General features: G+C 54.8%; 15 protein-coding genes and 1 pseudogene. 9 read left to right on the forward strand and 7 right to left on the reverse strand.

Annotated elements, in window-relative coordinates; all coding sequences use genetic code 11:
• Positions 1–93 precede the first annotated feature (93 nt).
• Complete coding sequence (locus tag C1N62_RS18420; RefSeq protein WP_137765171.1) at positions 94–663, reverse strand: TetR/AcrR family transcriptional regulator; 570 nt, start codon at positions 661–663, stop codon at positions 94–96.
• Between the two features lie 124 nt (positions 664–787).
• Between C1N62_RS18420 and C1N62_RS18425 the strand changes: the two genes are divergently transcribed.
• Positions 788–2,194: an amidase gene (locus tag C1N62_RS18425; RefSeq protein ID WP_137765172.1), complete on the forward strand. Its 1,407-nt coding sequence runs from the start codon at positions 788–790 to the stop codon at positions 2,192–2,194.
• A 76-nt stretch (positions 2,195–2,270) separates the two neighbouring features.
• The gene (fos, locus tag C1N62_RS18430) at positions 2,271–2,669 is read left to right on the forward strand and encodes a fosfomycin resistance glutathione transferase (protein WP_137765173.1); all 399 of its coding nucleotides are present in this window, start codon (positions 2,271–2,273) and stop codon (positions 2,667–2,669) included.
• A gap of 97 nt (positions 2,670–2,766) precedes the next feature.
• Here the strand turns inward: fos and zigA are convergent, their stop codons facing one another.
• Positions 2,767–3,984, reverse strand: coding sequence for a zinc metallochaperone GTPase ZigA (gene zigA, locus C1N62_RS18435; RefSeq protein WP_137765174.1), 1,218 nt, complete (start codon positions 3,982–3,984; stop codon positions 2,767–2,769).
• A 305-nt stretch (positions 3,985–4,289) separates the two neighbouring features.
• Here zigA and C1N62_RS18440 point away from each other — a divergent pair.
• The 5 genes and pseudogenes from C1N62_RS18440 to C1N62_RS18455 form a co-directional block, all read left to right on the forward strand.
• Positions 4,290–4,736 (forward strand): annotated as a pseudogene (locus tag C1N62_RS18440) (efflux RND transporter permease subunit); the annotation flags it as partial.
• A gap of 49 nt (positions 4,737–4,785) precedes the next feature.
• Entirely contained in the window at positions 4,786–5,208 is a 423-nt protein-coding gene (locus tag C1N62_RS18445) for a helix-turn-helix domain-containing protein (RefSeq protein WP_137765175.1), read from the forward strand.
• A 26-nt stretch (positions 5,209–5,234) separates the two neighbouring features.
• A complete protein-coding gene (locus C1N62_RS18450) occupies positions 5,235–6,470 on the forward strand; it encodes an MFS transporter (protein ID WP_240775819.1) in 1,236 nt (411 codons plus the stop codon).
• A gap of 2 nt (positions 6,471–6,472) precedes the next feature.
• The gene (locus C1N62_RS23375; protein WP_240775820.1) at positions 6,473–6,730 is read left to right on the forward strand and encodes a hypothetical protein; all 258 of its coding nucleotides are present in this window, start codon (positions 6,473–6,475) and stop codon (positions 6,728–6,730) included.
• Between the two features lie 91 nt (positions 6,731–6,821).
• Positions 6,822–7,661 (forward strand): AraC family transcriptional regulator, encoded by an 840-nt coding sequence (locus C1N62_RS18455; protein WP_137765176.1) that lies wholly within the window; start codon positions 6,822–6,824, stop codon positions 7,659–7,661.
• 5 nt (positions 7,662–7,666) lie between these two features.
• Here the strand turns inward: C1N62_RS18455 and C1N62_RS18460 are convergent, their stop codons facing one another.
• The 3 genes from C1N62_RS18460 to C1N62_RS18475 form a co-directional block, all read right to left on the reverse strand.
• On the reverse strand, positions 7,667–8,230 hold the full coding sequence (locus C1N62_RS18460) for a YbhB/YbcL family Raf kinase inhibitor-like protein (protein ID WP_137765177.1): 564 nt from the start codon (positions 8,228–8,230) through the stop codon (positions 7,667–7,669).
• 654 nt (positions 8,231–8,884) lie between these two features.
• Positions 8,885–9,370, reverse strand: a complete 486-nt coding sequence (locus C1N62_RS18470; protein ID WP_137765179.1) for a GNAT family N-acetyltransferase — start codon at positions 9,368–9,370, stop codon at positions 8,885–8,887.
• Positions 9,364–9,798, reverse strand: coding sequence for a rhodanese-like domain-containing protein (locus C1N62_RS18475; RefSeq protein ID WP_137765180.1), 435 nt, complete (start codon positions 9,796–9,798; stop codon positions 9,364–9,366). Before C1N62_RS18475 ends, C1N62_RS18470 begins: the two co-directional genes overlap by 7 nt.
• A 95-nt stretch (positions 9,799–9,893) precedes the next feature.
• Here C1N62_RS18475 and ftrA point away from each other — a divergent pair, with 95 nt between their 5' ends.
• Entirely contained in the window at positions 9,894–10,862 is a 969-nt protein-coding gene (gene ftrA / locus C1N62_RS18480; RefSeq protein WP_137765330.1) for a transcriptional regulator FtrA, read from the forward strand.
• A gap of 86 nt (positions 10,863–10,948) precedes the next feature.
• Here ftrA and fdhA read toward each other — a convergent pair whose 3' ends face one another.
• Complete coding sequence (gene fdhA / locus C1N62_RS18485; RefSeq protein ID WP_137765181.1) at positions 10,949–12,139, reverse strand: formaldehyde dehydrogenase, glutathione-independent; 1,191 nt, start codon at positions 12,137–12,139, stop codon at positions 10,949–10,951.
• A 560-nt stretch (positions 12,140–12,699) separates the two neighbouring features.
• On the reverse strand, positions 12,700–13,155 hold the full coding sequence (locus C1N62_RS18490) for a DUF4174 domain-containing protein (protein WP_137765182.1): 456 nt from the start codon (positions 13,153–13,155) through the stop codon (positions 12,700–12,702).
• 391 nt (positions 13,156–13,546) lie between these two features.
• Between C1N62_RS18490 and C1N62_RS18495 the strand changes: the two genes are divergently transcribed.
• Positions 13,547–13,984: a MarR family winged helix-turn-helix transcriptional regulator gene (locus C1N62_RS18495; protein ID WP_137765183.1), complete on the forward strand. Its 438-nt coding sequence runs from the start codon at positions 13,547–13,549 to the stop codon at positions 13,982–13,984.
• Positions 13,985–13,987 lie beyond the last annotated feature (3 nt).

A 13,987-nucleotide genomic window follows, 5' to 3' on the forward strand; every position in this document is an offset into this window, starting at 1 on the left:
TGATAGACGCGGGCGGCCATTGGCCGCCCGTTTTTCACCTTCGGAGCCAGTGCCGCGCCAGCGGGTGCCCAACGGTTTCAAGCGGCGTCGGGTTTACCCCTGAACGGGCAGCAGCCCTGCCTGTGCATACCCATCGATAAGTTCGTCAAACAGGTGAATATCATTCCGGCTTCTGGCCATCAACTGCGCGCCAGCAATGGCGGAGAAAATGGCGCGCGCGCGCTTTTCACTCTCCTCAGGGGCGGTTAGCCCGGCTTCCTGAAGCTGTATGCTCAGCCAGGCCACATTGACGTCAGCGAACTTCTGCACCTCCTCTTTGACCGGTTCTGGCAGGTCGTCATACTCAGCGGACATAAAGCTGCCCATGCAGAGCCGGTTCCCACTCTCCAGCGAGCGGCGAAAGATGTGCGGATAACGGCTTAAGCTTTTGAGCGCGTCGCCCTCGGTTTCACGCAGCGTTGCCAGATCGCGCGCGGTGTCTTCCCAATAACGCTGCGCCACGGCCGCTCCCAGTTCCGCCTTGCTTGGGAAATGGTAATAAATACTCGCCGCCTTGATCCCGACCTCATCCGCCAGCCCGCGGATGTTCAGGCCGGTATACCCGTGAGCCTGCGCCGCCAGTCGCGCCGCGTTCAATATCTCATCTCTGGATGTCTTGCCCATTGCGTTCCTCCTGAAGATTATTCCTTAATTCTAACATGTGTTAGGTAGGTGTTGACAGTCTGTTTTGTTGCGCCTACTGTTTACCTACCAACTGTTAGTTAGATAAACCCCAGACGAGGCAATCATGGACAAAGAGATTTTTTACTCAGACGCAACTGCACTGGCTGGCCTGATCCGCCGCCGTGACCTCTCGCCGGTTGAGGTGATGCAGGCACACCTTGACCGCATCGACGCAACCAACCCGGAGATCAACGCCATTGTGACGATGGCAGACGATGCCATGAAACATGCCAGAGCAGCGGAGGCCGCCGTGATGCGAGGCGACGAGCTTGGCCCGCTGCATGGCGTTCCCTTTACGGTAAAAGATTCGATAGACACGGCTGGCGTGATGACGCAACGCGGCTCGCCCATCTTCAAGGGTCGCCTGCCGGCTGAAGACGCCACCAGCGTGGCGCGGCTTAAACGTGCGGGCGGTATCCTGCTGGCGAAAACCAACCTGCCGGAGTTCTCCTACTGGATCGAGAGCGATAACCTGCTGTCCGGGCGCTCCAACAATCCGTGGGATGTGACCCGCACGCCCGGCGGCTCCAGCGGTGGGGAGTCCGCTGCGATTGCCGCAGGGATGTCACCGCTGGGCCTCGGCACCGACCTCGCCATCTCGGTGCGCGGGCCGGCGGCGCAGACGGGCATTACCTCGATGAAAGCCACGCATGGTAGCGTGCCCATGACCGGCATCTGGCCGCGCGCCCCGCGCCGGTTCTGGCATGTCGGCCCGATGGCCCGTTCGATAAGGGATATTGCGCTGGCCTTCTCACAACTGGCTGGCCCGGACGGGCACGATGCCTTTTCCAGTAATGCGCCGGTTTACCGGGATAGGCTGCCTTTCACCCCGTCACGCCCGCTGCGTATTGGCTGGATGACCGGCCCCGGCTTTGGCCCGGTTGACCCGGAGGTGGCGGCGATCGTGAAATCCGCCGCCGAGGCGCTACAGGGGCCGGGCGTGATGGTGGAGCAGGTGGGCATAGCGGCGCTGGAGCGGGATTTCGCGCTGGATGTGTTCAACCGGATACATGTCATGGAGATGAAGCCAGCGTTTGCGGCCGCCACGGCGGGCCGCCATCCTGATGAGCTGTATAAGATGGCCAAGACCATGCTGTCACTGCCAGATACCTCGATGGCTGATTTTATCGAGGCGGAGCAGGCGGCCGAAAGGCTGCGGGATGGGTTTGAAGCGTACTTCGCACAGTATGACGCGCTGATCACGCATGTTCTCCCCATTCCGGCACATAAGCATGGCGTTGACCGCTTCGTGATTGATGGGCAGGAGGTGGATGCCACCTACCTTCAGGGTGCCACTGTCCCCCTGAACGTGACGGGCTTGCCCGGCATCGCGCTGCCATTCGGGAAGAGTCAGGGAATGCCGGTGAACGTCCAGATTGTCGGCAAGTGGCACGCCGAGAGCCTGATTCTGCATATCGCGTCACTGCTTGAAGCCGTCAGCCCGATGAGAGGGCTGCATCCATCGCTTTAGGAATGGGCCTCATTAGCGATGCCGGGGAACGCTTATGGTAACGTATTCATTACCGCATCTATTAAGGGTATTCAGTATGCTGAAGGGTCTGAACCATATAACACTTGCCGTCAGTGATATTGCAAGGAGCGTTGATTTTTACGTCAACCGGCTGGGTTTTATCCTTAAGGCCAGGTGGGCTGGTGGGGCTTACCTGTGTCTGGGCGATCTCTGGCTGTGTCTTTCGGTGGATGATGTTGCCGTCTCTGGGGATTACACGCACTACGCCTTCAGCATCCAGCGTGAGGATTTCGATGCCTTTGCCCATCACCTGCAAGCATCAGGCGTGACAGAGTGGAAAACAGATAAGAGCGAAGGAAAATCGCTCTACTTTCTGGACCCGGATGGGCACAAGCTCGAAATCCATGAAGGCGATTTAGCCAGTCGCCTCCGTGCCTGCATGGCGCACCCTTACAAGGACATGGAGTTTTTCTAAAGCAACAGATATCCGCTTCTCTCCTACACTGCGAGGGAAGCGGATGCTCCTATCCGTGGCAAAAGGCGTGCGTCAGGCAACCCTGCCTTGGTCGGAATTAATCAAACCACGGCTGGAATGGGTCGGGGAAGTTCTCCCAGCCTTCCGGCCCCTTATTCATCTCATCATACGTCAGCAGGGCGGCATCAAGTTGCTGCCTTAACTGCGCCTCATCCATGTTGATGCCGATAAACACCAGCTCCTGACGCGCGTCGCCGGTGCCTACCACCCAGTTCTCCAGAATGAACTGCAAGGTGTCCGGATCCTGCGGCCAGCGCTCCTGCGGTACACTCGCCCACCACAGGCCCGCCAGCCCCTGCCGGCTGACCCCACCGGCCTGCGACCAGGAGCCAGCATGGCGCGGGCGGCTGGCCAGCCAGAAGAAGCCCTTTGAGCGCACCACGCCGCGCATATCCCCCTCCACGATCTCCCAGAAGCGCTGCGGGTGGAACGGGCGGCGCGCGCGATAGACAAAGCTACGAATGCCATACTCTTCCGTCTCTGGCGTGTGTTCCCCACGTAGTTCTTTCAGCCAGCCCGGCGCCTGCGAGGCGGCATCGAAGTCAAACAGGCCGGTGTTCAGTACCTGATCGAGATCAACCTGACCAAAAGAGGAGGTGACAATCTTGGCGCGCGGGTTCAGCGAGTGCAGAATGGCGGTCAGCCGTTTTTTCTGTTCATCATCAACCAGATCCATTTTGTTCAGGATCAGAACGTCACAGAACTCAATCTGGTCGATCAGGAGATCCACTACCGTGCGCTCATCCTCTTCACCCAGCGATTCACCCCGGGCGCGGATGCTCTCATCAGACTCATAGTCGCGCAGGAAATTGAAGCCATCCACCACGGTCACCATCGTATCGAGGCGAGCTACCTCAGAGAGGCTTTGCCCATCCTCATCGGCGAAGGTAAACGTCTCCGCCACCGGCAGTGGCTCAGAGATCCCCGTGGACTCAATGACCAAATGGTCGAAACGGCCCTCTTTCGCCAGTCGGTTCACCTCGAGCAGCAAATCCTCACGCAAGGTGCAGCAGATGCAGCCATTGCTCATCTCCACCAGTTTCTCATCCGTTCGCGACAGTTCGGCCCCGCCATCGCGCACCAGCGCGGCATCAATGTTGACCTCAGACATATCGTTGACGATGACCGCTACCCGCCGCCCCTCGCGGTTATTCAGGATGTGGTTGAGCAGGGTGGTTTTGCCAGCGCCGAGAAAACCGGAGAGCACCGTAACCGGTAATTTTGGGGGGTTGGATGTGAAAGGGATGAATGACATTGCGATTCCTTGAAGAAAATAAACTAAAGGTGTGCCTGGGCAAGATAACCAGCCAAAGTCACCTAATTTGATATGTTATAACATAACAAAAAGGAGTTCTACAAGGAGCCTTCAGTATCAATACTGGATGGGATTCAGGGTATGTCCTCTTCAGCGCGGGGATTTGTGCGCTTCATTCAATGCTGTAATGCCCCCGGACATCGGGTCTGATGATGTGCCCAGTTGGCAATGTCACTGAGCACATCAGGCGCGTAGGCATAGTGTCCTGATAATAAAAAAGCAGCGCGTTTCCACCACGGCCATTGGAGAGCTGGTCTGTGCCGCTGTCCGTCATGCTGGTTGTCCCGCTGGGCTTACTGGGCGCGGCGCTGGCCGTCTTCTTGAGAGACATGCCCAACGACGTCTTTTTCAAGGTGGGCATGATTACCATCATCGGCTTGTCAGCTAAAAACGCCATCCTGATCGTTGAGTTTGCTAAGCAGTTGCATGAGAACGGTGAAAACCTTGTTGAGGCCACGCTCAAGGCAGCGCGTATGCGCTTGCGACCAATATTGATGACCTCCCTGGCTTTCACCTTGGGCGTGGTGCCACTGATGCTGGCGAGTGGGGCCAGTGCTGAAACTCAACATGCCATTGGCACCGGGGTATTTGGCGGCATGATTAGCGGAACGTTGCTGGCGATTTTCTTTGTTCCCTTATTCTATTTCGTTGTAAGCAATGTGGTCATGAGGTTTACCAAAAAACGCAGTTAATAGACCTTTAAGGCGTATCGACTGATACGCCTTAAATAAAGGAGGAAACATGTCATCCAACCCCTGCTTTCATCAGCAAATTATCGATGATCTGCTGGTATGGATTGATGCAAACCTGCATAGTCCAATCAATAATCAGATCGTTTCTGAGCGTTGTGGCTTTTCTATGTGGTATATGCAAAGGCTATTTAAAAAGCATACCGGTCTGACACTGGGAACGTATATTCATAAAACAAAACTCGACCGTTCAGTCATTGAATTAATGGAGGGTGATGACTCTGTTAGCGCGATTGCCATAAAATATGGCTATGAATCACCACAAACATTTACTCGTGCAATCAGCCGTCGGTATGGTATTCCACCCGGTGCCATAAGAAAATTATCGGATAGCAAAAAAGCCATAATCCGCGATCGGATAGAAAATTTTTCACGCGCCACAAATCACTCAGTCATACCATGCCCGGTTACCTAACAGAACGGAATGGTTTGGAGAATAATATGACGGCTATTTTTCGCTGGACGGTACTCGCAATAATATCCAGTGCGCTGTTTATGGTAGTTATCGATATGACGGTGCTGTATACAGCCCTGCCACGGCTCACGCATGATCTTATGGCTAGCGCAAGCCAGAAGCTCTGGATTGTGAATGCTTACCCCCTCACCATGGCCGGTTTGCTGATTACGATGGGCACGTTGAACGATCGTTACGGCGCCCACCTATTTTTTAATGGGGGACTGGTTATTTTTGGGGTGGCATCGGTAATGGCAGCCTATGCCCCGACGCCAGAGTTCCTCATCTTCTCAAGAGGGATACTTGCGATCGGGGCTGCCGCCATGCTGCCCGCGACATTGGCCATTGTAAGGCGAATCTTTACTGATGCGGCAGAGCGCTCATTGGCAATTGGCATTTGGTCTGCCGTTGCCTCTGGCGGTGCCGCATTAGGCCCGGTGATTGGAGGGGTGCTGCTTGAGCATTTCTGGTGGGGTTCGGTCTTCCTGATTAATCTTCCGGTGGTACTCCTTACCCTGATTCTTGCAATAAAGTTAATTCCAGCAATACCGGGTGATGTATCGCGCCGCTTTAGTGTTGTTGCCGCTGGTCAAATTTTGCTTGGAATAATTGCAACGATGTATGCAATGAAAGAGTTCAGCAATGCGACACCACGGTATACAGTATTACTGCTATCAGGCGTGGTAGGCGTGGTGATGATTTACTTTTTCGTTCGCGGCCAGAAATCTGCCCGGCATCCTATGTTAGACCTATCATTATTTAACAACCGTCTATTTAGTGCTGGCGTCATTGCTGCTGTAGTAGCAACCGCCACTGTGATCGGGCTGGAATTGGTCATTACTCAACGCCTTCAACTTATTCTCGGTTTATCGCCATTGCAGGCTGGAGTGGCGCTTTTGCCGCTGCCCTTGGCCTCCTTTTTTGCTGGCCCATTGGTCGGTTATATTATTCCCCGTTTAGGTTCTGTACCGGCCACCCTGGGCGCATTGCTTATTTCTGCTGTGGGAACGGCTGCCTACCTGTTTGGTTATGATCAAGGGACTTGGATCGCCGCAGGCTGCCTGTCCCTCATTGGTGCCGGATTGGGCGGGGCAATGACGGCCGCCTCGACAGCCATCATGCTTAATTCACCGGAAGAGAGTGCAGGTACTGCTGCCTCCATAGAGGGCGTCGCGTATGAGGCGGGTGGTTCTATTGGGATTGCGGTACTCGGGGGATTTTGACCATGGTGTATATGCACTTTATGCAAGATCTGCCCGCGATACCCGCTATCGCTAAAGACAGTATTGATGGTGCCCTGCTGGCTGCTGGAAAAATGGCTGCCTCTGAAGGCGAAATATTACGTAATCTGGCAAGCCATGCCTTTATGCAGGCTTTTTTTGCCGTCATGATCATTTCCATTGCTGCGTTGCTTGTGACCTGTATCAGCCTGTCCGGCTGGGCACGCTTGAAGAGCCGCTCATCGGAAAGTACCAGCCAGTGACGGCCTGATACAGGATCGGCCACGCCAGACGGTGAATGGAGGCTCATTTATGGTAGAAGGGTGTACCTCTGGCAGTGGTGCCTAAAATCTGATGGAGCAGAAAGTGGAAAAAACGACAAGGACACTCTGGAGCCGTGATGCCATAGCAAGCACGGCCCATGTCATTCAGGGCGAACGTCTCCTCACTCACCATATTTCTGTTGATGAGACACTGCTGGTGATGGTTCGTCAGGGGCAAAAGAGCATTGAATGGCGGGGCCAAACTATCGTTCTGTCCGCCGGGGAGGCGGTGCTGGTCAGCGCCGGGTGTTCCTTTGATGTGACGAACATTCCCCTGTCCAGCCATGCGCCTTTTGAGGCCGAGTGGCTGAGCTTTCCCGGTTTAACGTTATATGCACCTGCTGGCACACGGGATGGCGATAGGCCGCGCGCGCTTCGCGATCTTCGCCCCGCTTTTCTTGAGGCTTTTCGCCATACCGTTGCCTCCATCAAAGAGGCGGCGGACATTCCTGACACGGTGGCGAGCAAGCGGATGGAGGAGATGTGTGCGTGGCTGGATAATTTTGGACTGGCGTTGCGGCCGGGAATAACGGAGAGGCTGGGCCAGCGCGTCAGGAAGCTGGTGGTCACGGATCTCCTGAGGAGTTGGGCAGCAGCGGACGTTGCCCAACACTTTGCCATGTCAGAGGCGACTTTCCGTCGCCGGCTTCAGGCTGAGCACACCTCCTTCAGGCAGCTTGTCACCGAGGCAAGGATGGGCCACGCCCTGACGCTGTTACAGGTGACTGACCAGACGGTATCCCAGATAGCGTTGGGCGTCGGCTATGAAAACCCATCAAAGTTCTCCGCCCGCTTCCGTGCCCGCTTTGGTTTCAATCCGGGGCAAATTCGCGCGCAGGGTACCGAGAATGTGCCTGTCGCCCTAACTTGACGCGATCACCGGCCCTGTATGACCTCCAAACGGGCGGTTGCCAGGGCATGCATGTTGGCGAGATAGCCTACCAGTGCTGGGGTCGCATCGGCCGTGGCATTGGGTAAGGTCGCGACTTTCAGCGCCTTGAGTGTGATCACGTAGTGGTGTGTCTGGCCTGTGGGCGGACATGGCCCACCATATCCCGGCGCGCCAAAATCGGTGCGGGTCTGCAAGGCAGGTAATGGCAGCCCCCGGTTATCTGGTGCGATGCCACCCGCAAGGGCGCGGCTGCTGGCCGGTATATTGATCACCTCCCAGTGCACCCACCCGTGCCCGGTAGGCGCATCTTTGTCAAAGATCTCCAGCGTAAAACTCTGCGTGCCAGCCGGGACACCTTCCCACGCCAAGGCTGGTGAATGGTTGCCGCCGGTACATCCCAGCCCGAATGCAGCGCTGCTCAAATGGCTATTCTCAAAGTGGCCCTGTTTGATTTCCGGGCTGGTCAACCTGAATGCCGTAGTGGCCTGTGCCGCGCCACTCAGGGCGAATAAAAAACCGATGGCGATGATGTTGTTTACTGGGTTCATGGGGTTATCCAAGCGAAAAAGCAGATCACCATCCTAGCAATGGCCTGCTCCCCAACGCGCACCCGAACCGCTCATGTTCCAATCCAAAACGCTCAATTGGCAAGCGCCCTCTCTTGCATGTGGTGCTGCGGACGCGCCAAAATTAAAGGTTTTCCATATAGTGAAATGCTTTAAGCAGTTTTTCTTCCGATTCCGGTGGTGATTCCAGATTTATCCCTATCTCCTCTTCAACCTTCTTCATCAATTCATAACGGGTAATACCCAATCTGTTAGCGACATGGTTAACACAACTTCTTGCATGTGAAGCTCTGTGTGCCAAGGGTCTTGTGGGATCCAGAACTCTTTTCCTTGATGAGGAGTGAGACATTGATTCATCCTTAAAGTAGGGTTTTTCTCCAGTCTGACACTCTTTATAGTGGCAGACTCCGACTTTTTCCATAGGCCATTAATTGTTTGTACTGGAAAAGATATCAGAAACGTTAAGCAAGGAGTTTGCCCCCTTCAATATTATTCGGCAGTCATATTTATGCCATGCCAAATGTTCCTATATTGCTGCGGGCTTCTACATTAGGAGGCTATTTTTATGGTTCACTCCCCATTCGCCAAATAGTGCACCAGACCTATCAACAGCTATTTCATGTAGTGCGAAGAGATTCACTTTTGCAGGTTTTGCAGTGCCTCTTCATTCATTACATAGGGTATCCACTTCTGGTCAGGGGTGCCGCCATGCTTTTTATAGAAGGCTTCAGCCTGATGATTCCCGGCCATGACATCCCATTTCAATCGGCCGCCCCCTTTTGCCAAAGTCCAGGCCGCGAGATGGCGAAAGAGTGCAGACCCCACGCCATGTCCCCTATAACCCGCATCGACAAATAGCTCCTTGAGAACAACCGTGCATTTTAGGTCATAGGTGAAAGGGATAATTAACCCTACGGCATAACCCGCAAGGCCATCACTGCACTCAGCCACAAAAATATGGCATTCAGGGTGCTCGCCAAACGCGCGTGCCAGCAGTGAGTGCTCGTCGACGTCAAACTCCCTGATATAGTCCTCGAACTCCGCCAGAAAACGCATGTGCTTGAGCAGGGCGGGTATATCATCGGGCATTGCTGCCCGAATCGTCATATCGCGACTTAACATTCGCAGGAGAATCCATCGGTAGCGGCGGGGGTGGCCTCTCCCTGCAGGGAAAGCCCTTCATCCACCCAACCGGTCATGCCGCCAATCATCTCTTTTACCGGAAAGCCCAAACCAGCCAGACGAACCGCTGCCCGATGTACGCCGTTACAGTGCGGGCCTGCGCAGTAAACCACAAACAGCGTATCGCGTGGATAGTCGGCCATTCTCTCTTCAGTGATGGTACGCGTCGGAATACTGATTGCGCCCGGCACATGCGCTGCCGTGAATGCCTCATGGCTTCTTACATCGACCAACACATAGTCTACATTGCCCGTCTTCTGGCTTTGATGCACATCGGAACAATCGGTCTCAAAGGCCAGACGACGGCTAAAATGTTGCAGGGCTTCTGAAGGGGTAGCGGCAGCTATTTCACTGATTAAACTTGGCATGGGAAAGGTCTCTTGTGTGAATGTAGGTTGATTGTATGGAGCGCGGACAAACTGATACAGTGGCGCATCTGACAATAACTGGTAGTTTTCCGCCAATGTTAACTCATCCAAATGTGGTGGCTATTCTTGCCTATGACGGGCTGTGTACCTTTGAGTTTGGGATCGCGGTAGAGATATTCGGCCTGCCACGCCCCGAATTTAATTTCCCTTGGTATGAACACCGGATAGTGGCAGTGGATGCCTATCCAATGCAGGCGTCAGGTGGGATTCAGGTTGCCTCCCGTTTTGGGCTGGAATCATTGAGTGAAGCGCACACCATTATTATTCCCGGCTGGCGTAACCGTGATGAAACACCCCCGCAGGCACTGCTGGACGCATTAAATGACGCCTACCAGCGCGGGGCGCGCCTGCTCTCAATCTGTTCGGGGGTATTTGTGCTTGCCGCCGCGGGTTTATTGGATGGGAAGAGCGCAACCACGCACTGGCGATATACCGATGAACTCGCAGAACGTTATCCCGGCATCACTGTTGACCCCAATGTGCTTTATGTTGACAGCGGGCAGATAATTACCTCGGCCGGGAGTGCTGCGGGCATTGATGCCTGCCTTCATCTGGTGAGCCGTGATTACGGGATGCATGTCGCCAATATTGTTGCAAGACGCTTGGTTATGGCTCCCCAGCGTTCTGGCGGACAGACCCAATTTATCCCTTCTCCTGTTGCCCAGAAGCCCCGGGATGAAATTGCCTCTGTATTGGAGTGGGCGCTCCAGCATTTGGACAGCGATCTGTCAGTCAAACAACTGGCAGACAAAGCGTTAATGTCAGAGCGGACTTTTTTAAGGCGGTTCCGGGAGGCGATGGGTATTACGCCCAAGACATGGGTGCTGCAAGCGCGAATGAACCTGGCGCGTGACCTACTGGAAAGCAATCACCTGCACAGTGAGCAGATTATGGCGCGCTGCGGGTTTAACTCCATGGAGAGTTTCCGTGCCGCTTTCCGTAAAGCCGTTGGCATCTCGCCCTCTTCATATCGCAATCAGTTTGGGAAAATAGGCGCAGAGTAGGCGCGTATTTAATAACATAGGAAGCGAATTGCCCCTAAAACAGAGCCACAGGCGTTCCTGTGGCTCTGGCGAGATTTCAGCAGCGATTAATCAGTCAGCATCCCATGCGGGTCGAGTACATATTTTGCCGCAACGCCTGCGTCAAACTGCGCATACCCTTCCATAGCCGCTTCCAGCGGAATGACCTGTGCATTCACAATTTTCGCGATGGGCAAGCGGTCATGCAGGATGGCATTCATCAGCTGGCGGTTGTAGCGCAGCACTGGGGTCTGGCCGGTGTGAAAAGATTGCGCCTTCGACCAACCCAAGCCGAACTGCAGGCTAAGCGAACCCTGTTGTGCCGCTTTCTCATGGGCACCCGGATCCTGTGTGACATAGAGGCCGGGAATGCCGATCTTGCCCGCCACGCGGGTGATTTCCATCATCTGATTAAGCACGATCGCCGGCTGCTCTTTGCCAGAGTGCCCGCGCGCTTCAAAACCAACCGCGTCGATGGCGGAGTCCACCTCCGGCACGCCCACCACCTGCTCGACCATCTCCCCCAGACGATCGTGTTTACTCAGATCGATTGGCACAAAGCCCATTTTTGCCGCGTGCGCGAGGCGCTCTTGATTGAAATCGCCCACCATGACCACCGCTGCGCCAAGGATCTGCGCTGACGCCGCGGCCGCCAAGCCCACCGGGCCAGCGCCCGCCACATAGGTGATGGAACCGACGCCAACGCCCGCCGTCACCGCCCCATGAAAGCCGGTCGGCAAGATGTCTGAGAGCATGGTCAAATCTTTTATCTTGGCCAGCGCCTGATCGCGATCGGGGAACTTCAGCAGGTTAAAGTCAGCGTAGGGCACCATGACATATCTGGCCTGCCCACCCACCCAGCCGCCCATATCCACATAACCATAAGCGCCGCCCGCGCGGGACGGGTTGACCGTCAGGCAGACGCCGGTATCCAGCTCACGGCAGCAACGGCAGCGGCCACAGGCCACGTTGAAAGGCACTGACACAATGTCGCCGACGGCCAGCATCTCGACATCGCGGCCCTTTTCGATCACTTCCCCGGTAATCTCATGCCCCAACACCATGCCCGCAGGGGCCGTAGTCCGGCCACGCACCATGTGCTGATCCGAGCCGCAGATGTTGGTTGAAATGACTTTCAGGATCACGGCGTGTTCGATTTTCTTACCGGCAGGATTGGTAAACGTGGGATCGGGGATATTTTCAACTTCCACCTTGCCCGGCCCCTGATAAACGACGCCGCGGTTTGATTGAGTGCTCATAACATCTCCTTAATGTGATGCCCTATGCTTGAGGGAGGGCATGTTGTGAAGTAGCTGTTTATCTCTTCCTCATCATTACCGCCGTTGTGGCTCATCTCTCTTTCGCCATCAAGCACGGGCTTAGGTACCACAGACTCCCACTCCACAGGCTCAAAATATTGTCAGACTTGCGCTGGCGGCGGTTTCATCCGGTGCGAAGACCGACGCAACCCTCACGGTCGTGCCGGACTCCTGGAACCGTACTGCCAGCAGGGCCTCCCCAAGGACTGGAGACGCCCAGCTACGGCTTCCCTATTGGTTGTTTAACCACCAAATGAATCTTCATAATAGACTGATATCTCAGGATTGGCCTTTTACAGACACTCACGTACCGCGCCTGAATGTTCAGCGTGGGGTAGCCATCACGATAGGGAATATTTTGCGGCAGGCGCGCGATACAAACGCCTGACCAGGGAGAGGGCGGTAGATCCTGCCATTGATGGCTAATCCATGACTTTTTACCGTTCGAATAATGGGCGATCACTTTCCCCCATAAAATCGGTACGACCATGGGCGCGCTGTTAATCTTGCCCCGCTTTACGCATCGGCATCCTGTCGATGGTGGATAGCAAAACCTCTGCCGAGATAGGTGACGTTTCCCGCAGTTTTATGCCGCCATCTTTCCCCACCAACACAATTTCAAAACCTTCAGGCTGTAACTGCGAACGCAGCGTGCTTTTGGTATCCGGCGAGGTATCTGTCAGCACAATAATATCGCGCTCCTCCAGTGCGGGTTGCTGCTGTTTGAGCATCCTGACCTGCTCAAGATATTTCGCATCCTGCTGTGAGGGCGCAAAAATTATCACTGGCCGTTTATTCCAGCGATACGCATTCAGCGTGGCTGAATCCGCTGCCAACATCTGAAACATTGAGTTCTCTGCGGCATGGGCCGTATTGCTCAACACCACACAGAGCAGGGTCATAAGCAGGCTTTTGCCCGGTGCACGCAAGAGGAGGGGATATGCTGACATAGACATTCTTTTCTTCCTTATCCGTTACAGACACCCTGATAAGGGTAGAAGAGAGAGGGCAAAGAACATACAGATTCACTTTTCTTTACCTTGCAAGATGGGGGTGCCAGAGAGCGGAGCGGACAGGAGAACCGTCGCTATCCGGACTTTCTGGCCGGGTATGACACGGGAAGACAGAGTGAGCCAGCAGCCCGTGGCACAGCGGAAAGAGGAATGCTCGTTTTGTGATAGGAGCGGACAGACGTTTATCTACCTGACGCAGCAGATGAATTGAGTAGTGCCATGCATAAAGGCCAGAGCTACCGCACAAATTACCTAATGATTCTGCAACCCAATTCGAAAAAAAAATGCCATAATTTATCTAGTACACTAGATTATCAAACGGCAGATATTAACCATGACTACTTACACAGAACGAAGAGAGATCAGCACTGAGCTGTCATTCGCACTTTACGGTGCCGCTGGCCGGATGAACCGTATGCACAAGCCTTTTCTCGATCCGCTAGGACTGACCTTTCCGCAGTATCTGGTCATGTTGGAGTTGTTTAGCGGAACGCCCCGTTCAGTTGGAGAGCTGGGCAGCAGGCTTGGAATGGATACCGGCACAATCACCCCTTTGCTGAAGCGGCTCGAAGCGGCAGGCAAGGTGATCAGGCAGCGCGATCCGGCCGACGAACGGCGGGTTCTGGTGACGCTGACTGAAAGCGGGGAAGCGCTGCGCGAAGAACTCTGGTCTGTGACAGACAAAATTCGCTCGGCCTGTCAGCTCAGTAAAGATGAGCTTGCTCAGCTACGCGACACGCTCAACAATTTTGCCCACCCGGCTGAAAAATAAACC

Source organism: Nissabacter sp. SGAir0207, assembly GCF_005491205.1.
Taxonomy (GTDB): domain Bacteria; phylum Pseudomonadota; class Gammaproteobacteria; order Enterobacterales; family Enterobacteriaceae; genus Chimaeribacter.